Here is a 23,335-nt window from a genome sequence, read left to right on the forward strand (position 1 = left end):
CTTTACCTGTTTGGATTAAATTTAGTTGTTAGCCTTTTGTCGCTTAGCAGCTTGGTCACGAAGCCATTGTTCGATACTTTCAAGGGACTTACCTTGGGTTTCGAAGACCTTGGCGTGGACAAACCAGATGGCTAACAGACAGAAGATACCGTAACCGATGAACAGCGAACCCTTACCGAAGAAACTAAGTAGCGGTGGGAAGGTCAAAGAAACGATCATGTTAGCGGTCCAGTTAACACCGGCGGAGAAGGAGTTACCTAAACCACGGATGTTTAGTGGGAACATTTCACCAATCATTGTCCACATGATTGGGCCCCAAGTACCAGAGAATGATGCAATATAAACAACCATTGAGAGAACGGCAACGTCAGCAGCAAACTTGGACTCAGAGGAGTGCATTAGTCCCCAGCACATGATGAACAGGGTGATGGCCATTAACCAACCACCGACAATTAACATCTTACGACGGCTGACCCGGTTCATTAACCAGATACCAATGACCGTAACGATAACGTTGAAGATCCCAATCCAGATGTGCGAGAGGAGGGCAAAGTGAACACCGAAGCCAGCATCAGTAAAGATGGTTGGTGCGTAGTAAAGCACGGTATTGCATCCCATGACCTGTTGGAAAATTGCCAGACCAACGGCAGCGACAAGTGCGGGGTGAACGATTGGGCCGAATAATTCGTTCCAACCACCGGACTTAATAGCAGCCTGCTTTTTAATGTCCTCGATATCACCATTAACAACTTGTTCGTCGTTGCTGTTCATGGCCATCAGGACTTCACGGGCAACGCTTTCCTTGTCGTTCCGAACCAGGTAACGTGGTGATTCTGGCAAGATAATAGCACCGCAGAACAGGATGGCAGCTGGGATGGCAGCAAAACCGAGCATCCAACGCCAACCAGTGTAGAGTCCTTGTAGCCAGAAGTTAAGCAGGTAAGCAAGTAGCAAACCGGTCATAACCATTAACTGGAAGAGCCCGGACATCATTCCCCGCTTAGCAACCGGCGCCAATTCAGCAAGGTAAGTCGGAATCAAAGCAGAGGCCGCACCAACGGCTAACCCTAAGATGATCCGCGTGATGATCAGTGTCCAGAATTCCGGAGCTAACCCAGAACCGAGAGCCCCGATGAAGAACAGAATGGAAGTGAACATTAATAGTTTCCGCCGGCCAAAGCGGTCAGAGAAAGGCCCAATCGTGATGGCACCGAGGATGGCACCAAGCAAAACAGCAGAAACGACACAACCCTGTTGCCACGAATTCAATGATAATTGCTTTTCAATAAAGAGAATGGCACCAGAAATTGAACCAGTATCGTAACCGAATAAGAGACCACCAAGGGCGGCAAAAAAGTATATCCACCCGGCGGATAATTTGTGTTTCATAATTTTGAGCTCCTTATCCATCAAAACCAAATAATAGACAGAAATGAGTTAGTTGTTTATAGATTGAGTTGGTTTTAATAACCAACCAACATCCTAAATATAGCATAAAGGACTTAAAAAGAAAACCCTTTCATGATATATTAATAAACAAATCACAATCATAAAAAGGTAAATATAGAATTGTATTTTAGTCATAAAATAACAAATTAAGGTTACAAATAGAACTAACGAATGGATGGTTTAAATTGGATAATAGAAATGTAAGAGCTTTCAATAAAATGGAGGTGATAACGATGCAGAAATTTGTTTCGATTCCCACTATTGAGTCCGGCTTGTACATGTTTGGCGGTCATATGCATACTGTCAACGGTTCCTGGTCGTTTTTTGAGCAGCGCCACCAGGTCTTTGAGCTGATGGTTGTGACTGAAGGACACCAAATTACCGACTTCCGTGACCAAGCCGCTGTTAATATGGGACCGGGGGACGCCCTGATTATTTCCCCGGGGACTTACCATACCAACCGTAACGCTAGTGCCGCGGCCAAGATGACGTACATGTGCCTGCACTTTGACTTTGAAGATACCCAGATTCGTTCCCGGATGATTGGCTTAATTGCTAATAAGCTCTTTAAGGCGGAAACCCCGTTTGCCCAGTTGTCTAATACCACCCTTAGCAAGATTGTCGACCTCAGTCGGGATCGTGAGCACCGGAATGAGTTTGATACCCAGGTTAACATTGAAATTGTCCTTCTTAAGTACCTCCGTGATTTGAATCAGCTGATGGGGGATGTCGATTACCGCCATGACATGCCGTACAGTAACAAGGAAGCCAAGATTGGTCGTGATATCGTGATGGCAATTGAGAACCGGGTCAACAATGATGACCACAGCCCATCTTTCAATTTCGGTGATATTTGTAAGGAACTCGCCATTAGTAGTGGTTATGGCCACCGGGTATTTAAGAAGGCATACGGAATTACCCCGCTGCACTTCATTGACCGGGAAAAATATAAAAAGGCCCAGCGATTTTTAGAATATTCGGGAAATTCGATTGAGGAGATTGCTTACATGGTGGGGGCTGCCAACATCTCCATCTTCAGTAAGCAATTCAAGAAGTGGTCAGGCTATTCACCAAGCGAGTACCGAAAGCAGGTTATTCATAAGCGCTCGGTTCGTTCAAAGAACAATGTTGGCTACTTCGAATAGAATTTAACAAGGATCACCCTACATAATAGGTCATAATTTGACAAATTTCTGTCAGGTTATGGTCTATTTTTATATTGTGAAACCGCATACAATAAAAGACGTTGATGAAGTAGTTACTTCGTTTACACAACTAACTTACTTTTCTACTCTGTATTTATTATTTTTTAAGGGATGATTTAAATGGAAAAGACACCTGCTGGAAAAGTAGATGAGTTTGCGAAGTTATCATGGCGCGAACGAATTGCTTATGGTGCCGGAGACTTAGCGCAAAACCTAATCTTCGGAACAATCGGTTCAATGTTACTATTTTACTTAACAACGGTTTTCGGTATTTCTGCCGCTGCCGGGGCAACCATCTTCTTGATTGTCCGTTGGGTCAACGTTTTCTGGGACCCATGGGTTGGGACCGTTGTTGATAAGAGCCACTTCAAGCACGGTGGAAAGTACCGGCCATTTTTGATTTACTTTGGGATTCCACTGACAATCTGCTGTGCCTTAGTGTTCTTGCCAATTCAAGCTGTCCGGGGCAACGTTATTTACGCTTTCGTATCGTACCTGGCAACAGCCTTGATCTACTCATTCGTTAACATTCCATACGGTTCCTTGAATGCATCATTGACCCGTGATAACGATGAGGTTTCCACTTTAACAACTGTCCGGATGACTGAGGCCAACATTGGTAACCTGCTGGTTTACACATTCTTACCATTATTTGTTCAACTGGCTTCCCCAGAAAAGCAGCTGAAGGGTATCGGGATGTTCGGTATCAAGCTGAACTTAGGTAACTACGCTTCTCCACATGCTGCTGGTGCTTACTTTAAGGTTATGGCTATCTACATGATCATTGGTTTCATCATGTTATTATGTACTTACTTTGGTGTTAAGGAACGGGTTTTGCCAACCGCTGAAGAAACCGCTTCTGTTAAGTTTTCTGACTTGTGGAACGAATTGATTGATAACAAGCCATTGCAAATCTTGGGCTGGTTCTTCCTGATTGGCTTTACCTTCATGTTCTTTGGGAACACCGTATGGCCATTCTTCGTTCAATATAACATTGGTCACTCCGAATGGATGGCTTCAATCAACTTGATTGGGTCGATTCCAGGAATCTTCTTGGTATTCTTATGGCCAATCATCCGGAAGAAGATTGGTAAGAAGGGCTTCTTCTACCTCTTCTTAATCCTCTTTATTATCGGTCAATTGATACTGTGGGTATGGTCATTCCCTGCTTTCAAGAACAACATTGCCCTTGGTTACATCGGTCGTTTCATTATGCAATGGGGGATTACCGCTGCAACTGGTTACATGTGGTCACTGGTTCCAGAAGTTATTTCTTACGGAGAGTGGCATTCTAAGAAACGGGTTGCCGGAATCATTAACTCTATCATGGGTCTGTTCTTCAAGATTGGACTGGCCCTTGGGGGGATCATCCCAGGTTACATCAACGCCTTCTGTCACTTTAACGGTAATAACGCTACTCAACCAAAGTCAGCTTTGACTGGTATTTCAATCTCAATGATTTGGATTCCAATCGTTCTTGCCCTTGTTGCAATGTGGATTATGAGTAAGTACCCATTGAGTGACCCTGAAGTTGACAAGATTAACCACGAAATTGAAAATAAGCGGAAACAACAAGCAAACAACTAGTTATTTTGGATAATTAGGAAGGAAGATTTCTATGAATATTTACGTTGACATCAACGCGCCGTTTTCTGGGGAAGGTTCAAAAGACTATCCTTTCCGTTCAATTCAAGCCGCTGCCGACATTGCTCAACCGGGGGATACAGTCTTAGTCGCTCCTGGGACTTACCGGGAAAACGTTGATCCTAAGCATGCCGGAACTAAGGATGCTCGGATTACTTACAAATCTACTGTTCCATTGGGTGCCGTTATTTCTGGTGCTGAAAAGGTAGATAACTGGGAAAACGTTGCCGGTGACGTTTGGAAGGTTGCAGTTCCTAACAGCATCTTTGGGGACTATAATCCATACACTACCCGGGTTGCTGGGGACTGGTTCGACGCGCGGATCGTTGCTCACACCGGTGAAGTATACCTGAACGACGTTGCTTTGTACGAAGTCAACAGCTTGGATGAGGTCAAGCAACCGGTCAAGAACGAAAAGTCATGGTATCCAGAACGGACCCTGTATACCTGGTACGCTGAACAGGATGAAGAGGCCGATACGACCATCATCTACGCCAACTTCCAAGGCAAGGATCCTAATAAGGAGAACGTTGAAATCAACGTCCGGGAAAACTGCTTCTATCCTCAACAAGAGGGAATTGGCTACATTACCTTAGCTGGTTTTGGGGTAACGAAAGCAGCTACCCAGTGGGCACCGCCGACAGCCTACCAAGAAGGAATGATTGGGCCCCACTGGTCTAAGGGTTGGATCATTGAAGACTGTGATGTTTCCCACTCCAAGTGTTCAGGGATTTCTTTAGGGAAGTACTTGCAACCAAATAACAATAACAAGTGGTCTAAGTGGAAGTACAAGGATGGTACCCAAACCGAACGGGACGCCATTTGCCAAGCTTCCTACGAAGGTTGGGATAAAGAGCACGTGGGCTCCCACATCATTCGCCGTAACCACATTCATGACTGCGGTCAAACGGGGATTGTTGGGCACCTGGGCGGTGTCTTCTCTACAATTGAAGATAACGATATTCACGACATTAACGTCCGTCAAAACCTAGCGGGGGCCGAAATCGGTGGAATCAAGATGCACGCCGCAATTGACGTTACCTACCGGCACAACCACATCCACCACTGTACACGGGGATTATGGCTAGACTGGCAGGCCCAAGGGACCAGGGTTACCCAGAACATCTTTGACCATAACAGTCTGCCAAACGACTTCAAGACCACTAAGGACAACCTTGGCGACTTGCTGAGCGGACTGGGTGAAGATATCTGGATTGAAGTTTCCTTTGGTCCAACGCTGATTGATAACAACCTCTTCTTATCTGACCGTTCGATTCGTTTTGCTGCCCAAGGGGTTGCCTTTGTCCACAACCTGATTGCTGGTAGTTTTACCGCTACTGGTCGGGGGACCGACAATAACTCAGTCAACCTGCCATCGAACCGGTTCACGCCATATCATGAAATTCACGGTACGAAGGTAATGGGCTTCATGACGATTCAGCACGGGGACAATAAGTTCTACAACAATATCTTCGTTCAACAACACCTGCGTCCTGAAATGCAAAAGATTGCTGATGCAATGAAGGACAAGCCAGATGACTGGGACGACTACAACTTTGAAGTTGGAACGAAGCCATTTACTGATTACCCGACTTTCGAGGAATGGGACAAGCAGTTTGACGGTTACTGTGGTATTTACGCACCAAACAGTGACCACTACTACAACCACTTGCCAGTTTGGGCTGTCGGGAATGTTTACCTGAATGGCGCCCAAGCAACGGCGAAGGAAAAGAACCCTTACGTAGACAGCAAGGATCAGGTTGAATTAGCCCTTGAAGAACGGGAAGATGGCCTTTATTTGAAGACCAACCTTTACGACTTTGTTCCTGAAAAGACCGATAGCGTAATCTCCACCAAGAAGATTGCGATGGCCTTCGAACCGGAAGAAAAGTACGAAAACCCAGATGGCACGCCAATTACCTTTAACCACGACTTCTTCGGTAATCACCGCGACGGTGTTAAGGTAACTGCTGGACCATTTGCAAGTGAAAAGGGAGTTAACAATAAGCTCTTCTAAATTTAAGGACTGAAAAAGCCGCTGAGCGTGAAAATGCGCTCAGCGGCTTTTTCGCCCTTATGTGTTTAGCCAACTCCTCGTGACCACTGGAACTGGAGGTTGACCTCTGCTAGGTTAATTACTTTTCTGATCATAAGGGCACCGGCACCAAGGAGGGAGACGTACTTGGAACCACTGATTGGGGTGATTGGTATTTGAACCTTCCGCTTTTTCGCGGCGGCTTTAATTTGCTTTGTCAGGCCGGGGATATTTTCGGTCAATGGGGAGTTAATAAAGAGCCTTTCGGGACCGTAAAGCATTTGGAGGTTGAAAAGAGTTTGGGCAACAGTGTCAGCGAAAACGTCGAGTACCTGTTGAACCATCGCCGTTGGTTCGGTACATACTTGGTAAAACTCTTTTAATGAAGAAAAGTGGTGCCCAATCGTCTGACTGACCCGTTTGACCAGGTCATCGACGGAGATGTAGTCACCAACCTCCTGGAGTTCCCCACGGGTATTGGGGATAATGACACTACCGAGTTCACCGACCATCCCGTGAAAGCCACTGAATAACTTATGGTTAGCAATGACCCCAATCCCGGGCCCCCGGTGGATACTTAAAACAACCAAGTTGGCGAGACTGTCCTGGTTGGCGTAGTCCCGCTCATAAATAGCCGCCAGGTTGGCTTCGTTTCCAATCATCACGGGAACCTGGTAGCGGTCGGCAAAGTATTGTTGGAGGTCGATCCCCTTAGTGGCGTAGTAGGGAGAATGTATGATCTTGTTCTGGTCGACAACGGCGTGAATTGAAAAGCTGATTCCTAGCAGGCCGTGCTCGGTATCATTATTCTTGGCCACCGTAGCGAGTTCACGGTTGATCAGGTCCATTATTTGAAGGATATCGTGATTATGCGAAGGGAAACGTTGGAAGGAGATTTCCTGACCATCGGCGTAGAGAAACATCACAAATAACGAATCATAAGTTATGTTGAAGCAGGCGACATAACCAAAATGACTATTAATGGTAAAGAGCTCTGGCTTCCGCCCACCACCTTCAGTCGAATTTCCCCGGCCGAGGTGGGCGATGTAACCTTGCTGGTCTAGTTCCGCAAAGATTGATGAGATTGTGGACTTATGCAGTCCCGTATTACGGGCGATGTCCGCTCGTGAAATGGCAGCATTGTTAAAGAGCTGCTGTTTAACGCGTTTGATGTTATTTAGTCGGGTAAGGTCCCGCTCCATAGAAAAAACTCCCCATAATTTAATTGATAAAGCTAATGTTTATTTTATATCTGTTCAGGCCCACGAGACAAGGGATTCCTCCTGCGGGGCGGCTTCAAATTTGGTCCAAAGTAAAATTTCTTTTGAGAAAGGGTTTACAAAGTCGGGCGCGGAGTGTATATTAAGAATTGTAAGTTAGTTGTTTATACAAACTAAATATTTCAGGAGGCTATCGATATGGCTGATTTATGGAAAAACATTGGCGACATTAAGTACGAAGGACCACACAAGAGTGTTAAGTCCGGTTTGTTCTATCAATACTACAACCCAGATGAAGTAATCCTGGGCAAGAAGATGAAGGATTGGCTGCGGTTTGCCGTTGCCTACTGGCACACATTTGACCAACGCCTGGTCGACCCATTTGGTGATGGTACTGCAATGCGTCCTTACGACAAGTACACTGACCCAATGGACCAAGCCTTAGCTAAGGTTGACTACGCATTTGAATTTTACAAGAAGTTAGGCGTTAACTTCCTTTGCTTCCACGACCGTGACCTTGCTCCAGAAGGTGATACCCTTCGTGAAACCAACAAGAACTTGGATAAGATCGTTGACAAGATTGTTGAATATCAAAAGTCCACTGGCATGAAGGTCCTTTGGAATACTTCTAACCTCTTCACTAACCCACGGTTCCTTGAAGGTGCTGGTACTGCTCCATCCGCTAAGATTTACGCTTACGCTTGTGCCCAATTGAAGCACAGCCTGGAAATCGGTAAGCGGGTTGGCTCCGAAAACTATGTCTTCTGGGGTGGCCGTGAAGGTTACGAATCACTTTGGAACACTGAAATGAAGCGTGAACAATCACACATCGCTAAGTTCTTCCACATGGCTAAGGACTACGCTAACGAAATCGGCTTCGATGCCCAAATGCTTCTTGAACCAAAGCCAAAGGAACCAACTACTCACCAATACGACTTTGATGCCGCTACAACCATCAACTTCATGCGTGAATACGGCCTGGACAAGGACTTCAAGCTTAACCTTGAAGGTAACCACGCTAACTTGGCTGGTCACACTTACCAACACGAAATTCGGGTTGCTCGTGAAGCTGGTCTGCTTGGTTCTCTTGATGCCAACCAAGGTGACAAGCTGATTGGTTGGGATATTGATGAATACCCATCCAACCTGTACGAAACCACTGCTGCTATGTGGGAAGTTATCGAAAACGGTAGCATTGGACCTCGCGGTGGTCTGAACTTTGATGCCAAGCCACGGCGGACTTCATTCAAGCCAGAAGACCTGTTCTACGGTCACATTGTCGGCATGGATAGCTTTGCCGCTGGTCTGCGGGTTGCCGCTGCCATGAAGGAAGACGGCTTCTTAGACGACATCCTGAAGAAGCGTTACGCTAGCTGGGACGAAGGTCTTGGTAAGCGGATCGAAGAAGGCAAGGAAGACTTCAAGAGCATCGAAAAGACTGTTATCGATACTCCACAATCCGAACTCCGTGCTGCAACTCAATCTGACCACCTTGAAGAAATCAAGGATACTATCAACCACTACATGATTGAAACACTTGCTAAATAATGACCCCTCTTTTGAACTTAAGTAATTGAGGCTCGAATACTAATAACAGCAGCTACCTATCAATTAATCTATGTAAAATTTCCGTGAAGATCATTATTTATATGTAGTGTCTTATAATAAAAGGGCCGAGGCAATCAACTTTGCCCCGACCCTTTTATCATTGAAAGGACTGAAATGAAATGAAAGAATACGTAATCGGTGTTGACCTCGGCACTAGTGCGGTTAAGGTTTCCGCAATGGACCCGGAAGGTCAAATTGCCGCTCAGGAAAGCTATGGCTATGAACTCCACCAACCGCACCCGGGTTACAGTGAACAGGATCCCCGTGACTGGCTGTATGGGACGACCATTGCCATTGACCGTCTGATTCTCCGTGATGGTTTAAAGGCGGAAGAAATCAAGGGGATTTCCTTCTCCGGACAAATGCACGGCCTGGTACTACTGGACGAGAATGGCCAGGTCCTTCGTCCGGCAATGCTGTGGAACGACACCCGGACCACCAAGCAGTGTGAAGAAATAAAGGAGAAGCTCGGTGATAAGTTTATCGACATCACCGGTAACCGGGCCCTGGAAGGATTTACCTTGCCGAAGCTATTGTGGGTCAAGGAGAACCAGCCGGAGATTTGGGCCAAGGCTAAGAGCTTCCTTTTACCCAAGGACTACGTGCGCTTCATTATGACCGGCAAACAAGCGATTGATTATTCTGATGCAACTGGGACCGTCCTCTACGACATTAAGAAGGGGACTTGGAGCAAGGAAATCTGTGATGCCTTTGATATTCCGATGTCAATGTGCCCACCATTGATGCGATCAATCGACGAGGCCGGGACGGTAACGGACTACTATTCGATGTTTTCCGGCCTGAAGAAGTACACCCGCGTCTTCGGTGGCGGTGGTGACAACGCCTGTGGGGCCGTTGGTGCCGGTATTCTCCAACCAAATATGGTGATGTCCAGTATCGGGACCTCAGGGGTCGTCTTGAAATACGAACCAGATGCTAACGTCAACTACCATGGAGCCCTCCAGTACGAATGTCACGCCATTCCTGATACTTACTACTCGATGGGGGTTACTTTAGCGGCCGGACACTCACTGAACTGGTTCAAACACACATTTGCTGCAGACGAGGACTTTACGGCAATGGTTAACAAGGCTGCCGAACGACCACTGGGCGCTAACGGTCTCCTTTTCACCCCATACGTCGTCGGTGAACGGACACCGTATGCTGACGCGGACATTCGGGGAAGCTTTATTGGCGTTGACAGCATGCAAAACAAGTATGACTTTGTCCGGGCGGTTATTGAAGGAATCACCTTCAGTTTCCGGGACATTCTGAACATCTATGACCAACACGGTCAGGACTTCGACACCGTGGTTGCCATCGGTGGGGGTGCCAAGAGTGATTTCTGGCTTCAGCTCCAGGCCAACGTCTTCAACAAGAAGGTTGTTTCCTTGACTAATGAGCAAGGACCAGGTCTCGGTGCCGCCATGCTGGCTGCCGTTGGCCTTGGCTGGTACGATTCACTGCAGGACTGCGCAAAGAAGTTTGTCCACTTTGGCAAGACTTACGAACCGCAAGCTGCTGCCGTTGCTAAGTACAATGATCTGTATAAGGTCTACCACCAAGTTTACGACCAGACTAAGGGCCTCAGTCACCAACTGATGGAGCTCCGGAATAATTGGGATTAATTTTAAAAGGCTCTAGCCAACTTTCGGCAGAGCCTTTTTTTGATTAGTCTGTTTTAAACTGACGCAATACTTCACTAGCAATTTCATGATTAGTCCACATCCAAATTGCGTGGCCTAGGCTTTCCGACAGGTGTTCTTCCCACGGCTGATCATGAACGCTCGGAACAGTCTTCATTGCCGGCATGATTACTAGGTGGAAGGCAACCCAGACCGCGATGCCAAACGGGACTCCTTTGCCTAAGGTTAGGACCTTAACCTTCTTGTCCAGGAGGGCGGCGTAGGCAGTTGCAAAACTAACCGAGAAACCGAAGTGGACCAGGTAACTAACCCATGGAAGGCTTTCCCCAGAGTAGTGATAGCTGGCCTGGGTTAACTTTGCGGGGACACCTAACTGTTGGAGCAGCTTTTGGGGCGGATTAACCTTGTTTCGGGCAGCGGTCCGTGGTGGTAAGACATTTTCCCAGCCCAATTTGACCAGGCCGGAGATCAATCCTGCCGCACCACCGGCAATTAAGACGTGTTTCAAATTTAGTTTTTGCATATTTGTCACTCCTCTGTGGTTTTCCACTAAATTATAGCAGGGAAGTATTTCCCAGGAAATAAATATACTCAGTAAAGCTAGCGAAACTGTTCCCCAGCATTCAATCATGATATGCTCTAAGTAAGCGCTTAACTCGCACGAAAGGAATGAAAATAATAATGGTAACAATTGATTTAGACTTTGTTGAAGGCTTGAGCCTTGAAGAGCGGGCAGACCTGGTTTCTGGAAAGGACTTTTGGTTCACCGCTAAGGTCCCAGGGGTTGACCGGATGATGATGTCCGACGGGCCCTCGGGACTACGGAAGCAAAACATCGATGCATCGCCAGCCGACATCAACGACTCCGTGGATGCGGTCTGCTTTCCATCGTCAGCTCTGACTGCCAGCTCCTTTGACGATGATATGCTCTATAAGCTTGGCACCCACCTGGGAATTGCCGCCAACGCTGAGCACCTCGGCATTTTACTGGGTCCCGGTGTTAACATTAAGCGGTCACCACTGGCCGGCCGGAATTTTGAATACTTTTCTGAAGACCCGTTACTTGCTGGCCGGATGGGGGTCGCATATGTTAAGGGGGTTCAGGACCAGGGCGTTGGCGTCAGTGTCAAGCACTTCGCGGCCAATAACCGGGAGAATCAGCGCTTTACCTCGTCTTCAAACATCGACGAGCGGGCTCTCCGAGAAATCTACCTGGCGCAGTTTGAACGGATCGTCAAGCAGGCCCACCCGGCAACCTTGATGTGCTCTTACAACCGCCTTAACGGGACCCTGAACTCTCAAAACCAGCGCCTGTTAACCGATATCTTACGGAACGAGTGGGGGTTTTCGGGATTAGTCATGTCTGATTGGGGAGCCGTGGCCGACCATGTCGCGGCGATTAAGGCCGGCCTGGACCTTGAAATGCCTGGTAAGGGTCAGGTATCGGTCGACGAAATTGTTGCCGCCGTCAAGGAGGGGCGTCTCCAGGAATCAACCCTGAACCGGTCTGCTCTCCGAGTCCTCAAGATGGTTGCCAAGTGGGGGAAGAAGGTTACTAAAGCCGCCGCATACGATAAAAAGGAGCAGCACGAATTTGCCCGGCGAATGGCTGACGATAGCATTGTCCTCTTAAAAAACGACCAAAATCAGTTGCCCCTCAATGCTACCGATTCGCTAGCAATTATCGGTGAGCTGGCAGCAAGGCCCCGGTTTGAAGGCGGCGGGAGTTCCCACGTTAACGCCCACCAATTGGTAACACCCCTGGATGCTGCGCCAGCAGGTGCACAGTACGCTCAAGGCTATTCCCTAAAGGAAACGGCACCAAATGAGCAGTTGGCAGCATCGGCAGTTGAACTGGCAAAGAAGAATGACCAGGTTGTCTTTTTCGCCGGCTTTCCGGAGGAGATGGAAACCGAGGGCTTCGACAAGGACACCATCTCACTCCCCGCTAACCAAAATGACCTGTTAACCAAGGTTGCTGCGGTCAATAGTCATGTTACCGTTGTCCTAGAAAACGGGTCTGTTCTTGAGATGCCGTGGGCTGACCAGGTGCCAGTAATTGTTGAAACCTACCTGGCGGGTGAAGCTGTTGGTGAAGCAACCTGGGATATTCTGATGGGGAAGGTTAACCCGTCTGGAAAATTATCCGAGAGTTTCCCACTACGTCTGCAGGATAACCCGACTTATGGGACATTTGGCAGGGGCCATGACGAGGAGGAATACCATGAGGGAATCTTTGTTGGTTACCGTTACTATGACCTGCACGAGATGCCCGTCCGTTTTCCATTTGGTCACGGACTCAGCTACACTAGCTTTGCCTACAGCAACCTAACCATTGAGGAAGGGGCTGACACGGTTAAGGTCGGTTTTGACCTCGCCAATACTGGCAAGGTTGCCGGAAAGGAAATTGCCCAGGTCTACGTTGCTAACCAGGTCAGCCGGGTTGAAATGCCGGTCAAGGAGCTGCGTGAATTCACGAAGGTTGCCCTTGAGCCAGGAGAAAGTAAACATGTGACCCTGATACTTCCACGGCGGGCATTTGCTTACTACAACGTTGCCAAGCAGCAGTGGGAAGCTGATAATGGTCAATATAAGATCATGGTTGGTTCTTCTTCACGCGATATTCGACTGTCAACGACCTTCACGTTGACGATTGGGACTAACCTGGCGAGTGAGGTAACTGTTAATACTTACGTCGTTGACCTCTGGGCTAACCAGGATCCACATGTTCAAAAAGCCCTCAAGGATTCGGGACTGTACGAAATCCTGGCCCCGATGATGAAGGACGAGAAGTGGGTTGCCATTTCGGCAAATATTCCTCTGCGGTCATTGTCCGCAATGGGCATTGACGAAAAGATCCGTAGGGCCTTCTTTAAGGCACTAAAGTAGTTCCTTAACTAAAGCAAAAAGGATGAAGCTGGGGGGATCCAACTTCATCATTTTTTGTACAATCAATTTTCATGCCTTTACGGCTACTCCTTCGTGATGTTTACTTATTGCCATGCCAGAGCGGAATACGGATATTAAGGGCAAGGACAGCAACGATAACGAGTACTGAGCCGATAATATCCGCACCAGTCATATGGAGGTTAAAAATCAAGACAGATCCAATCGTCGCGGAGAGCGGCTCGAAGGCGTCCATCAAGCTAAACGTTGTGGCGTCAATATACTTGAGGGCGTTGTTGGCAAGCTGGAAAGGGATTAGGGTCCCGATAATCAGAACTCCTAGCCAGCAGATCCAGATCACTGGCATGTCAGGAATATGTGGCTGGGCAGGGTGGATAGCCAGCAGGACAATACCGGCAAAAAGGAGCCCCCAACCGGTGATGACCAAGGAAGGTACCCGGTTAGTCCGTAACATGTTCTGCGGAATCAGGGTGTTAGTGGCAACTCCGACTGCGGACAGGAGCCCCCAGAAAAGGATCATTGGGGTAACCGCCAGTTGGTTGAAGTGTCCGTGGGTAGCGATGGTGAGGACCCCTAAAAAGGCAATCACCGCGCAGATGACTTCGATTCGCCGTGGTGGAATGTGTCTAAAAAGCGCCTGGTAGGCGATAATAAAGAAGGGCCCCACAAATTGCAGGATGGTGGCAATCGATGCGTTTCCGTACTGGACTACCATGAAGTAACAGAACTGGACCGGTAGGAGGCCAAAGATGCCGTATGAAAAGATGACCCAGGCGTCGTGGGGGTGTTTAAATATCTGGAAGGGATGATCGCCGTGAAGCTGGCTGAACAGGATAAGAATTATTCCTGCGGCGGTCATCCGACTTTGGGTTAGCCAAAGGGAGGTCACCGAACTGGAAGCGTTGAAGATTCCCTTGGCAAACAGACCGGAGATTCCCCAAAATGTACAGGCGGTGATCACCATTGCAATCCCCAAAACTTTTTTATTTCTCATTGCAAATCCACTTTCTACTAAAAATTTCACACATTGATTATTTTAACATACTAAAAAAGCAGCAGAGCCCTGAAAAAGGCTTGCTACGGTTAATTATTGAAAGTTTTTAGTAGTTTCGTTATTGTTTGGTGCTGAGTTTTGGGGCTGTGGACGGTCAGAATAGAGTTTTTTAACTGCCTGTACGTCGCGGGGCTGAATTGAGTAGAAGGAGCCCGCTGGCTGCATGACCGAAGCGGCGTCCGAGTGTTGGAGCCCGATAGCATGGCCCAGTTCGTGTTCAGCGGTATTAATAATTCGTTGCTGAGAGTAGCCGTAGGTCGGGTTCAAGAGGTAACCGGCGTTGAGGTTAACGTCCGCATGGAGGATATAACCGGTCGTAGCGTCCATCTTGGTGTCGGTTAGTCCAGCGGCACCGTCGCTTTGCTCACTGATCGCGGTGACGACGATGTCCGCTTCATTCTTGTTATTTGTTTGGTGGAAGGTAAAGGCGCCGGTCTGATTCCACTGGCTAATTGCGCTTTCGGTGGCACTGCGGAGGACCGGATTTGATAAGTCAACATAGACGGTGGCGCTTGGTTGGGTCCACCGGGCACCGTTTACCAGGGTATCGCTTTCCTTCTCCTGGTCAATCGGTTTAGTGACGGCGATTGGCTTTTTACCCATGAGGCGGTTAATACCATTTTGAATAAAGACCTCAGTCTGCTGGGTACCAATGTTCAACGCTGTTTGAAATGCGGGACTGCTCTGGTAAACGCTAATCATCCAGGTGAAGAGGATTAAGTAGAGCAGGACAAGCAAAAAGTGTGGCCTCTTGATTGTGTTCATCTCCTTAACGCTGACATTTTATGAAAGAACTGACAATTAGTCTATCGGTTTGCATAGCTTTTTACAAATTATTAAAAAAGTACGGCATGAAGGGACAAGCTGCGGTATAATATCACTGAAATTTTAAGGGAGGGTTTGTAATGGCGACCGTGTTTGAAGTCCATGTTAAGTTGAGTTGGGGACCAGAAAAAGATTACTTAGTAGCAAATGATGTTGAGCCGGGGCTGGCACACCGCCTGGCGACAAGAGAAAACTGGCAAGAAGTGATGGTTGACGCCTTGATCAATGTCCCCGTAGCCCCGTACCTACCAGATAACACGGTTCTACCACCGATGGCAACAGCCAAGGTAATTAGTGTACGGGCCGTTGACGACACCGATCCGGCTGTTGTAGACCTGCAGCGGACACGGAGCCAGTTTATCATGGCAGCGGTATGGCAAAAGCAGGATGAGAACGCGGACTATAACTACTTACGTCACGACTATGTTCCAGAGACCCAGGAACAGATTAAGGCGGACGTTGCTTACTGGAAGAACGGTACGCAGACGCCAGCTGTTGTAGCAAAGACGAAGGCCCGGATTGCCAAGCAGGAGCAGGAATACGCCGCGGCTAAAAAATAAATTAAAAAAACTATTGACTAGTTCGGTATTTCTTAGTATAGTAATTACTGTTGTTAAGCAACGTAATTGGGCATTCGCCAAACTGGTAAGGCAGTGGACTCTGAATCCATAATTTACTGGTTCGAGACCAGTATGCCCAATCTTTTTATTTATGAAGCCTTGTAAGGATAATGTTTGTCCTCACAAGGCTTTTTTATTTCCCGGGACATTTCGATATGGTGTATGATAGGAAATAATTAGAAGCAGGAAGGGCTGAGGAAAATGAAAATTGGCTTTATCGGTACTGGTGTGATGGGGACTGGAATCATCAACAACCTCTTAAAACATGGTAATGACGTAACGGTTTATAACCGGACCAAGGCACACGCCCAGGCTGTCCTTGACCAGGGAGCAAAGTGGGCTACCACGCCGGCGGCAGCAACCACCGGGAACCAGGTTGTCTTTACGATGGTGGGTTTCCCTCAGGACGTTGAAGAAGTCTACTATGGCAAAGATGGGGTCCTGGCGGTGGCCCAGTCCGGTCAGTACCTGGTTGACATGACCACCAGCCGACCGTCACTTGCCCAGCGGATTGCGAACGATGGTGGAAAGAAGGGGGCCCGCGTTATTGATGCACCGGTTTCCGGTGGCGATGTTGGCGCTAAAAACGGGACCCTGACGGTAATGCTGGGTGGTCAACGTACGGACGTTGATGCGATTGCGCCCGTTCTCGACCAGTTCAGTGCGTCGCGGCACTACTTTGGCCCGGCAGGGAGTGGACAGCACGCCAAGGCCGCTAACCAGATCATGATTGCCGGGACGATGACGGGGATGACCGAGATGCTGGTATACGCAAAGCAGGCTGGTCTGGACTCAAATGAAGTTATTAAGACTGTTGGCGGCGGGGCCGCAGCAAACTGGAGCTTGAGCAACTATGGACCCCGGGTTTTGGAGGGTGATTACACCCCGGGATTCTTTGCTAAACACTTCCTTAAGGACCTGCGGATTGCGCTGGAAGAGGCCGATAAAATGAACCTGGAGCTGCCGGCAACCAAAGAGGCCAAGCGCCTGTATGAAAAATTAGTAGATAAGGATAGATTGGGTAGTGATGGCACCCAGGCGTTAATTAAGCTGTGGTGGAAATAATACCGTTTTACGGGCCTATCGTTTCCTGATACAATAGGTCGAGTAAGGAGAAAGAAAATGGCTAGTAATTCTGATTCTATCTATTATGTGTTGACAAAACTGAAACACCATCCAGAGCTGATCAAGCTTTGTGAACCACGGTATACTAACACGGTCTTTATCCTCTTTTCGGATAAACTCAAGATTGCGGACAGCGGCTTTTACTTCCCCAATATGCGCTTGATGGTTAACCGTCTGGCTAACGAGTTCGTGGCCAAGAACGGTGACCTATTAGATTATTACTTCCAAAAAATTGGCGGGAATGCGAAGTCTTACCATGACGCCTGGATTACAACGTCACACCTGCCGAAAAAGCATGTCTATTTGCTGGAACTCTCGTTTGAGTAACATCGGTTAGTTCTTTTTAGAAAAATGTTGACAAGATCGTATTGGATAACGTATAATTCCATTTGTACGTTATTGCCCGCTGGTCAAATTGGTTAAGACGTCGCCCTCTCAAGGCGGAGTTACGGGTTCGATCCCCGTGCGGGTGATTTTCAATAGTTTCATTTAATCGTAAACAGTGCTAAATAGTTGATATAAAGGCATTTCAAAACTTAGTTGAAACTGCTTATAATATATTTTTATAGGAAATTGAGCTAAAATTGAGCTAAAATTTCTCGTCGACGCGTTGGCCACCACAACAAAATGTGATGGTTTTTTTATTTTAAATTTTGCTATAATAAAAAAGTGCACTGGCTACCACCAATGCACAAGTTCAATATGAAAGGACTGACCCTTTTGGGCGACGTTCTTTGTCGCGCTTGGCTGGTGGTGTATTGCAGTACACCAGAACAAGAGCGCTACCGTTAAGCTATCAGCCTAATTGTTGAATATAATATATTTTACGATTGACTATATTATAGCATGGTTTAGCGACTTGGACGACCGTCTAGCTTCGGCTGGGCGGTTTTTCTGTATCGTCAATATATACATGCAAGTTAGGAATAATATCTTCGGGGACCTTGAAGCGGTCACACGAAGGTTCAATGCAATCAGTAAATCCATAGGCAACATTACATATTGAATAGCGTAAATTATTCTCACATATAGAGGGAGGCACACCAGACAATTCTCAATATCATTGATATGTTGTAGCGTTTCTTTTCAATCCAAACGAAAAGGCAACCCATCATGAGTTGCCTTCTACATTCTGAAATTTTACTTTTCGACTACTTATCTTCAAATTTACCGGTCATTGGGTTCATTTGTTGAACAGTGTTGGTTTGCGGATTGAACTTGTAGATACCTTCCAAGTGGGATACGTTCGGGTCACCGTTGTTGTCACGAACATCGATTTGGTAGCCTTCCTTGGCATTTGGTTGGGTAATTGTATATGTCTGACCCGCTTGTTGCTTGATGCCGCTGACCTGCGTGAACTGGTTAGCAACTTGTTCGGCTTGACGAGGGGTGACATTTTGTTGCGGAGTTACGTTGTGCTGAGCAGTGTAGCTAGCACTAGTCTGGTTAGTTGTAACCTGACTAGCAGGTTGACTAGCTGCTTGCTTGGTTTCAGTGTTGGCCTTAACACTCGTTGCGTGACCTGCCTTCTTGGCACTTGGCGCTTGCGTAACCTTAGCTGTTTGTGGATGATTCGTCTTGGTTGCGGGTGTCGTGCTTTCTGCACAACCAGCTAAACCAACTGTCATTAATGCTACCAGGGCACCACCCAAGATTTTCTTTGTCATTTTTGTCGTCATTGCTACAACCCCCTACTCTCTTTTGATTTGAATAATGTTAGGTAATAATTTCTTTACACCTTTATTGTAATACTTTTGAAACAACAATGTAATAGTTTCGTTATTTTAAATTATTTTTCTTACAATTTTGCTTAAAGAGCGTAGACTACATAATCGTTATGTACCTAACGATTATGTACCGAACAATCAGAATGAGGGAGGCATAGCAAATGACAACGAGCGACGATCAGTTCTTTCAGCAGTTGTTTTATTTCATCTGGGAAGTCCATCAGTTGGCAATGAAACAGCCTGATAACCCGGCTAGTTTCCGTGGTCAGGGCCAGATTATTCACCTTCTTGCCCACCACGGCGGCTTATCACAACGCGAGATTGCAAACCTTGCCAAAGTAAAGCCGGGCTCCGTCAGTGAGGTCCTTGAACGGCTGGCCAAGAACAAGATGATTACCCGCTGGCGGGACCGGAATGACCGGCGGATCGTCCGGGTCAAGTTGACGGATAAGGGAGAACAACTTTACCACGAGCTCGCCGAGAAGCGCCGGCAGTTTGAAAGAGAAATGTTACAAAATGTAACAAAAAAAGAAAAGCAGACCTTTTTAACGGTGATTACTAAGATGCAGGAACAATTAAATTGCAACTATGGTGACCTGTTACCAAAGGGAAGAAAGGGGTGTGGCACGGATGATTAAAATTGCGCGCAAAAACTTAACCGCTTGGGCGACGACACTAGCGGTCCTTTTCATGCTCATTCAGGTCGCCTGTGACCTTTACCTACCAACGATTACTTCTGACCTAGTGGATAAGGGGATTGTGCTCAAAGACCTGTCAACCATCTGGCATGATGGTGCCTACATGCTGGTCGTGGCCGCAATCGGCCTGCTCGCAGCGGCGGGGAATGTTTACTTCGCTTCGACCCAGGCGATGCAGGTTGGTGAAAAGCTCCGTAGGCAGGTTTACCATCGGGTCCTCCGTTTTTCGAGTAAGGAGATCAACGACTTTGGTGATTCTTCCTTGATTACCCGGTCAACTAACGACATTGTCCAGATTCAAAACGTGATGGTTCAGGTCCTCCGAATGATGCTGCAGTCGCCAATCATGCTAGTGGCGGCCTGTGTTTTGGCCTGTATCCGTGAACCACGCTTGACCCGGGTCTTTTTGATCAGCCTGCCGATCTTAGCAGTGGTGGTAATGATCGTAATGTATTTTGCTGTCCCACTGTTTAAGAGCATTCAGAAGAAGACTGACCGAATTAACCTTATTTTTCGTGAAGGTCTGACTGGTGTTCGGGTTATCCGGGCCTTTCGTGAAGAAGACCGCGAACAGGAGCGGTTCAAGCGGGCCAACCGGGACTACACCCAAACCGGTATTAAGGCCTTCACCTTGGTTTCCTTTCTTTTACCTGTCATGACATTAATCTTGAGCCTGACGAATGTCGGCATTATCCTGCTTGGCAGTCAGCTGATTGCCAACATGACGATGCAGGTGGGGAACCTGATTGCCTTCATGACCTACGCAACCCAAATTATGATCAGCTTTATGATGCTGTCGATGGTCTTCGTCTTCGTTCCCCGGGCCTCGGCGTCCGCTGCCCGGGTCAACGCTGTCTTGGAGAAGTCCATCTCGGTTGCTGACGTGTCGCAGGATGACCAGGTCAAGATTGATCCCTACGCCCCAGCATCTTTAGATTTCAATAAGGTTAACTTCCACTACCAGGGGGCTGAAAAGTTGGCCCTTCACAATCTCAACTTCAAGGTCCACGCCGGTCAAACTTTGGCAATCATCGGGGGAACTGGATCCTGTAAATCAACCCTGGTAAATCTTATCCCGCGACTGTTTGACGTCGAGAGTGGTCAGATCACCATTAACGGTCAGCCAATCAAGAAACTCAGTCAGCATGATCTCCACAAGTTAATCTCAATTACCCAGCAGAAGGCGGTCCTGTTCACGGGAACGATTCGGTCGAACTTGCAATTTGGAAATGAGGACGCCACTGATGACGAGATGTGGCACGCCCTAGAAATTGCCCAAGCGGCCGACTTCGTCAAGGAAGCGGGCGGGCTGGACGCTCCAGTTGAACAAAACGGGACCAACTTTTCCGGGGGTCAACGGCAGCGGCTGGCGATTGCCCGGACAATCATCAAGCCGGCATCCGTCTATATCTTTGATGACTCCTTCTCCGCGTTGGACTTTAAGACCGATGCTGAACTCCGGCTGGCCCTGCGGAAGGATCCCCAGATTCAACAGGCGGTTACGGTAATTGTTGCCCAGCGGGTTTCCACAGTGGCCGATGCGGATCTGATCATCGTCCTCGATGAAGGAGAGGTCGTTGGCCAGGGTACCCATGCTCAACTAAAAGCCGAAAACAAGACCTACCAGCAGATTGTTGACTCACAAATTCAGAAGGGGGATGAAGAACGTGCATCGCGGACCAAGAAAGATTGATAAACCCAAACACTTCTGGCCAACAACAGAACGGTTGGTTGCCTATCTGCAGCCATGGGAGTACGGGGTAATCATTGCCATCCTCCTGGCAATTGCCTCGGTGATCTTCTCCATTATTTCCCCGAAGATTTTAGGGGAGGCAACCACGATTATCTACGATGGGGTCATGAAAGGGTACCGAGAGATCCATGCCGGTCACCACTTGACCAGTTTGCCGATTGACTTTCACCGCATCTTTGAGATTGGTGTGACCGTGGCTTTCCTGTATGTTCTCTCCGGACTCTTCTCCTTTATTCAACAGATTATCATGACCCGGATCTCGCAGAAGGTGGTCTATAACCTTCGCCAGGACCTGAAGGAGAAGATGAGCCGTGTTCCGGTTAAATTTTACGATACCCACAGCAACGGGGACATCATGAGCCGAATGGTTAATGATATGGATAATATTGCCGGGACCCTCCAGCAAAGTCTGATTCAAATAATCACAAGTTCAATCACCTTTATCGGGGTTCTCGTTTTGATGCTTACTATTAGTTGGAAGCTGACCCTGGTGGCTTTCGTGATGATTCCCCTGAGCCTGATGGTCGTGACCTTTGTTGCCCCAACCGCCCAGCGGCTGTTCAGTCGGCAGCAGGCGGCCCTGGGGAAAATCAACGGTCAAGTCGAAGAAACCTACGCCGGGCACACCATCGTTAGGACCTTCAACAAGGAATCGGATGAAGAAAAGCAGTTTGCTAAGAAGAACCACGAGTACTACCAGGCCGCCTGGAAGGCCCAGTTCTTTTCTGTCCTGATCTTCCCCATGATGAACTTTATCCGGAACCTTGGTTACCTCCTGGTAGCGGTAGCGGGGGCCTTTGCCGTCATTAACGGACGGATTACCTTGGGGAACGTCCAGGCGTTCCTGCAATACACCAACCAGTTCTCCCAACCGATTACCCAGGTGGCTAACCTCAGTAGCACTATCCAACAGACGGTCGCCTCGGCGGAGCGGATCTTTGAGATCCTGGACGCTCCCGAGATGGACGAAAACCTAGTTCCAGACCAGTCCCGAACGGAGCAGCCGGTACCAAAAGTCGAGTTTAAAGACGTCCGCTTTAGTTATGGGGACGAACCGCTGATTGAGAACTTTAACCTCAAAGCACCCCGGAACCATATGGTCGCCATCGTTGGGCCAACGGGGGCTGGAAAGACGACCATAATCAACCTCCTAGAACGTTTTTACGAAATTAAGGGCGGCCATATCTACCTCGATGGCCATGACACGCGTTCAATGACCCGGGACGACTTACGGAGTCACATTGGGATGGTCCTCCAGGATACCTGGCTCTTCACGGGAACCATCTATGACAACATCAAGTATGGTCGTGAAGACGCCACCGCAGAGGAGGTCCACCAGGCGGCCAGAATGGCCCACGCAGACAGCTTCATCCGGGAGCATCCGGGAGCTGCCTGATGGCTACCAAACGGTTCTGAACGAGTCAGCGTCGAATATCTCCCAGGGACAGCGACAGTTGCTGACAATTGCCCGGGCCTTCCTCGCCAACCCGGAGATTCTGATCCTGGATGAGGCCACCAGTTCGGTAGATACCAGGGCAGAGGCCCTTATCCAGTCAGCAATGAATGACCTGCAGAAGAACCGGACGAGCTTTGTGGTTGCTCACCGGCTCTCAACCATCCGGAATGCCGAGCAGATCATCGTGGTTAACCACGGACACATCATTGAGACTGGGAATCATGACCAGCTGATGGCCAAGAACGGCTTCTATGCCGACCTGTACAACAGTCAATTTTTAGGTAATAACATCTAAATAACTAGAAAACTGCTGTGGTAGAATAGGGGTCTACGACAGCAGTTTTATTTTAAAGAAGGTAAATC

Annotated in this window: 17 protein-coding genes, 2 tRNA genes and 1 pseudogene; 14 read left to right on the forward strand and 6 right to left on the reverse strand. The window is 48.0% G+C overall.

What is annotated here, in order from left to right:
* Positions 1 to 21: 21 nt before the first annotated feature.
* Positions 22 to 1,389 (reverse strand): sugar porter family MFS transporter, encoded by a 1,368-nt coding sequence (locus tag KZE55_RS03180; RefSeq protein ID WP_222259223.1) that lies wholly within the window; start codon positions 1,387 to 1,389, stop codon positions 22 to 24.
* A gap of 293 nt (positions 1,390 to 1,682) precedes the next feature.
* Here KZE55_RS03180 and KZE55_RS03185 point away from each other — a divergent pair, with 293 nt between their 5' ends.
* The 3 genes from KZE55_RS03185 (at position 1,683) to KZE55_RS03195 (ending at position 6,315) form a co-directional block, all read left to right on the forward strand.
* Complete coding sequence (locus KZE55_RS03185) at positions 1,683 to 2,594, forward strand: AraC family transcriptional regulator (protein WP_222259225.1); 912 nt, start codon at positions 1,683 to 1,685, stop codon at positions 2,592 to 2,594.
* A 180-nt stretch (positions 2,595 to 2,774) separates the two neighbouring features.
* A complete protein-coding gene (locus KZE55_RS03190; protein WP_222259227.1) occupies positions 2,775 to 4,241 on the forward strand; it encodes an MFS transporter in 1,467 nt (488 codons plus the stop codon).
* A 31-nt stretch (positions 4,242 to 4,272) separates the two neighbouring features.
* Positions 4,273 to 6,315, forward strand: coding sequence for a right-handed parallel beta-helix repeat-containing protein (locus KZE55_RS03195; RefSeq protein ID WP_222259229.1), 2,043 nt, complete (start codon positions 4,273 to 4,275; stop codon positions 6,313 to 6,315).
* Positions 6,316 to 6,380: 65 nt separating this feature from the next.
* Here KZE55_RS03195 and KZE55_RS03200 read toward each other — a convergent pair whose 3' ends face one another.
* Complete coding sequence (locus KZE55_RS03200) at positions 6,381 to 7,535, reverse strand: ROK family transcriptional regulator (RefSeq protein ID WP_222259230.1); 1,155 nt, start codon at positions 7,533 to 7,535, stop codon at positions 6,381 to 6,383.
* Between the two features lie 216 nt (positions 7,536 to 7,751).
* Here KZE55_RS03200 and xylA point away from each other — a divergent pair, with 216 nt between their 5' ends.
* Both xylA and xylB read left to right on the forward strand, forming a co-directional pair.
* Positions 7,752 to 9,101 carry a xylose isomerase gene (gene xylA, locus KZE55_RS03205; RefSeq protein WP_222259232.1) on the forward strand — a complete coding sequence of 450 codons (1,350 nt, stop codon included), beginning with the start codon at positions 7,752 to 7,754 and terminating at the stop codon, positions 9,099 to 9,101.
* Between the two features lie 179 nt (positions 9,102 to 9,280).
* Positions 9,281 to 10,789 (forward strand): xylulokinase, encoded by a 1,509-nt coding sequence (gene xylB, locus KZE55_RS03210; RefSeq protein ID WP_222259234.1) that lies wholly within the window; start codon positions 9,281 to 9,283, stop codon positions 10,787 to 10,789.
* A 43-nt stretch (positions 10,790 to 10,832) separates the two neighbouring features.
* Here xylB and KZE55_RS03215 read toward each other — a convergent pair whose 3' ends face one another.
* Entirely contained in the window at positions 10,833 to 11,330 is a 498-nt protein-coding gene (locus KZE55_RS03215; protein ID WP_222259236.1) for a DUF1440 domain-containing protein, read from the reverse strand.
* Positions 11,331 to 11,488: 158 nt separating this feature from the next.
* Between KZE55_RS03215 and KZE55_RS03220 the strand changes: the two genes are divergently transcribed.
* Entirely contained in the window at positions 11,489 to 13,696 is a 2,208-nt protein-coding gene (locus KZE55_RS03220; RefSeq protein WP_222259238.1) for a glycoside hydrolase family 3 C-terminal domain-containing protein, read from the forward strand.
* A 100-nt stretch (positions 13,697 to 13,796) separates the two neighbouring features.
* Here KZE55_RS03220 and KZE55_RS03225 read toward each other — a convergent pair whose 3' ends face one another.
* The gene (locus tag KZE55_RS03225; protein ID WP_222259240.1) at positions 13,797 to 14,708 is read right to left on the reverse strand and encodes an EamA family transporter; all 912 of its coding nucleotides are present in this window, start codon (positions 14,706 to 14,708) and stop codon (positions 13,797 to 13,799) included.
* Positions 14,709 to 14,801: 93 nt separating this feature from the next.
* The gene (locus KZE55_RS03230) at positions 14,802 to 15,533 is read right to left on the reverse strand and encodes a matrixin family metalloprotease (protein ID WP_222259242.1); all 732 of its coding nucleotides are present in this window, start codon (positions 15,531 to 15,533) and stop codon (positions 14,802 to 14,804) included.
* Positions 15,534 to 15,673: 140 nt separating this feature from the next.
* Between KZE55_RS03230 and KZE55_RS03235 the strand changes: the two genes are divergently transcribed.
* The 5 genes from KZE55_RS03235 (at position 15,674) to KZE55_RS03255 (ending at position 17,811) form a co-directional block, all read left to right on the forward strand.
* Complete coding sequence (locus tag KZE55_RS03235; protein ID WP_222259244.1) at positions 15,674 to 16,153, forward strand: DUF7679 family protein; 480 nt, start codon at positions 15,674 to 15,676, stop codon at positions 16,151 to 16,153.
* Positions 16,154 to 16,220: 67 nt separating this feature from the next.
* Positions 16,221 to 16,293 (forward strand) — tRNA-Gln (locus KZE55_RS03240).
* A 121-nt stretch (positions 16,294 to 16,414) separates the two neighbouring features.
* Positions 16,415 to 17,278 (forward strand): NAD(P)-dependent oxidoreductase, encoded by an 864-nt coding sequence (locus KZE55_RS03245; protein WP_222259246.1) that lies wholly within the window; start codon positions 16,415 to 16,417, stop codon positions 17,276 to 17,278.
* 57 nt (positions 17,279 to 17,335) lie between these two features.
* Positions 17,336 to 17,665: a hypothetical protein gene (locus KZE55_RS03250; protein WP_222259248.1), complete on the forward strand. Its 330-nt coding sequence runs from the start codon at positions 17,336 to 17,338 to the stop codon at positions 17,663 to 17,665.
* Positions 17,666 to 17,738: 73 nt separating this feature from the next.
* A tRNA-Glu gene (locus KZE55_RS03255) sits at positions 17,739 to 17,811 on the forward strand.
* A 678-nt stretch (positions 17,812 to 18,489) separates the two neighbouring features.
* On the opposite strand, the gene KZE55_RS03260 is transcribed toward KZE55_RS03255, so the two are convergent.
* Complete coding sequence (locus KZE55_RS03260) at positions 18,490 to 19,017, reverse strand: hypothetical protein (RefSeq protein WP_222259250.1); 528 nt, start codon at positions 19,015 to 19,017, stop codon at positions 18,490 to 18,492.
* 209 nt (positions 19,018 to 19,226) lie between these two features.
* On the opposite strand from KZE55_RS03260, the gene KZE55_RS03265 reads away from it, so the two are divergent.
* The 3 genes and pseudogenes from KZE55_RS03265 to KZE55_RS03275 all read left to right on the forward strand — a co-directional run bounded on the left by KZE55_RS03265 (position 19,227) and on the right by KZE55_RS03275 (position 23,267).
* The gene (locus tag KZE55_RS03265; protein ID WP_222259252.1) at positions 19,227 to 19,703 is read left to right on the forward strand and encodes a MarR family winged helix-turn-helix transcriptional regulator; all 477 of its coding nucleotides are present in this window, start codon (positions 19,227 to 19,229) and stop codon (positions 19,701 to 19,703) included.
* Positions 19,696 to 21,456, forward strand: a complete 1,761-nt coding sequence (locus KZE55_RS03270; protein WP_222259254.1) for an ABC transporter ATP-binding protein — start codon at positions 19,696 to 19,698, stop codon at positions 21,454 to 21,456. Before KZE55_RS03265 ends, KZE55_RS03270 begins: the two co-directional genes overlap by 8 nt.
* Positions 21,422 to 23,267 (forward strand): annotated as a pseudogene (locus KZE55_RS03275) (ABC transporter ATP-binding protein). Before KZE55_RS03270 ends, KZE55_RS03275 begins: the two are co-directional and overlap by 35 nt.
* The last annotated feature ends 68 nt before the right edge of the window (positions 23,268 to 23,335 follow it).

Source organism: Limosilactobacillus panis (assembly GCF_019797825.1).
Lineage (GTDB): Bacteria > Bacillota > Bacilli > Lactobacillales > Lactobacillaceae > Limosilactobacillus > Limosilactobacillus panis_A.

Bases quoted from the DNA above. Each gene is read 5' to 3' on its own strand.
- KZE55_RS03180 (WP_222259223.1), bottom strand. From the start codon at position 1,389: ATGAAACACAAATTATCCGCCGGGTGGATATACTTTTTTGCCGCCCTT.
- KZE55_RS03185 (WP_222259225.1), top strand. From the start codon at position 1,683: ATGCAGAAATTTGTTTCGATTCCCACTATTGAGTCCGGCTTGTACATG.
- KZE55_RS03190 (WP_222259227.1), top strand. From the start codon at position 2,775: ATGGAAAAGACACCTGCTGGAAAAGTAGATGAGTTTGCGAAGTTATCA.
- KZE55_RS03195 (WP_222259229.1), top strand. From the start codon at position 4,273: ATGAATATTTACGTTGACATCAACGCGCCGTTTTCTGGGGAAGGTTCA.
- KZE55_RS03200 (WP_222259230.1), bottom strand. From the start codon at position 7,535: ATGGAGCGGGACCTTACCCGACTAAATAACATCAAACGCGTTAAACAG.
- xylA (WP_222259232.1), top strand. From the start codon at position 7,752: ATGGCTGATTTATGGAAAAACATTGGCGACATTAAGTACGAAGGACCA.
- xylB (WP_222259234.1), top strand. From the start codon at position 9,281: ATGAAAGAATACGTAATCGGTGTTGACCTCGGCACTAGTGCGGTTAAG.
- KZE55_RS03215 (WP_222259236.1), bottom strand. From the start codon at position 11,330: ATGCAAAAACTAAATTTGAAACACGTCTTAATTGCCGGTGGTGCGGCA.
- KZE55_RS03220 (WP_222259238.1), top strand. From the start codon at position 11,489: ATGGTAACAATTGATTTAGACTTTGTTGAAGGCTTGAGCCTTGAAGAG.
- KZE55_RS03225 (WP_222259240.1), bottom strand. From the start codon at position 14,708: ATGAGAAATAAAAAAGTTTTGGGGATTGCAATGGTGATCACCGCCTGT.
- KZE55_RS03230 (WP_222259242.1), bottom strand. From the start codon at position 15,533: ATGAACACAATCAAGAGGCCACACTTTTTGCTTGTCCTGCTCTACTTA.
- KZE55_RS03235 (WP_222259244.1), top strand. From the start codon at position 15,674: ATGGCGACCGTGTTTGAAGTCCATGTTAAGTTGAGTTGGGGACCAGAA.
- KZE55_RS03245 (WP_222259246.1), top strand. From the start codon at position 16,415: ATGAAAATTGGCTTTATCGGTACTGGTGTGATGGGGACTGGAATCATC.
- KZE55_RS03250 (WP_222259248.1), top strand. From the start codon at position 17,336: ATGGCTAGTAATTCTGATTCTATCTATTATGTGTTGACAAAACTGAAA.
- KZE55_RS03260 (WP_222259250.1), bottom strand. From the start codon at position 19,017: ATGACGACAAAAATGACAAAGAAAATCTTGGGTGGTGCCCTGGTAGCA.
- KZE55_RS03265 (WP_222259252.1), top strand. From the start codon at position 19,227: ATGACAACGAGCGACGATCAGTTCTTTCAGCAGTTGTTTTATTTCATC.
- KZE55_RS03270 (WP_222259254.1), top strand. From the start codon at position 19,696: ATGATTAAAATTGCGCGCAAAAACTTAACCGCTTGGGCGACGACACTA.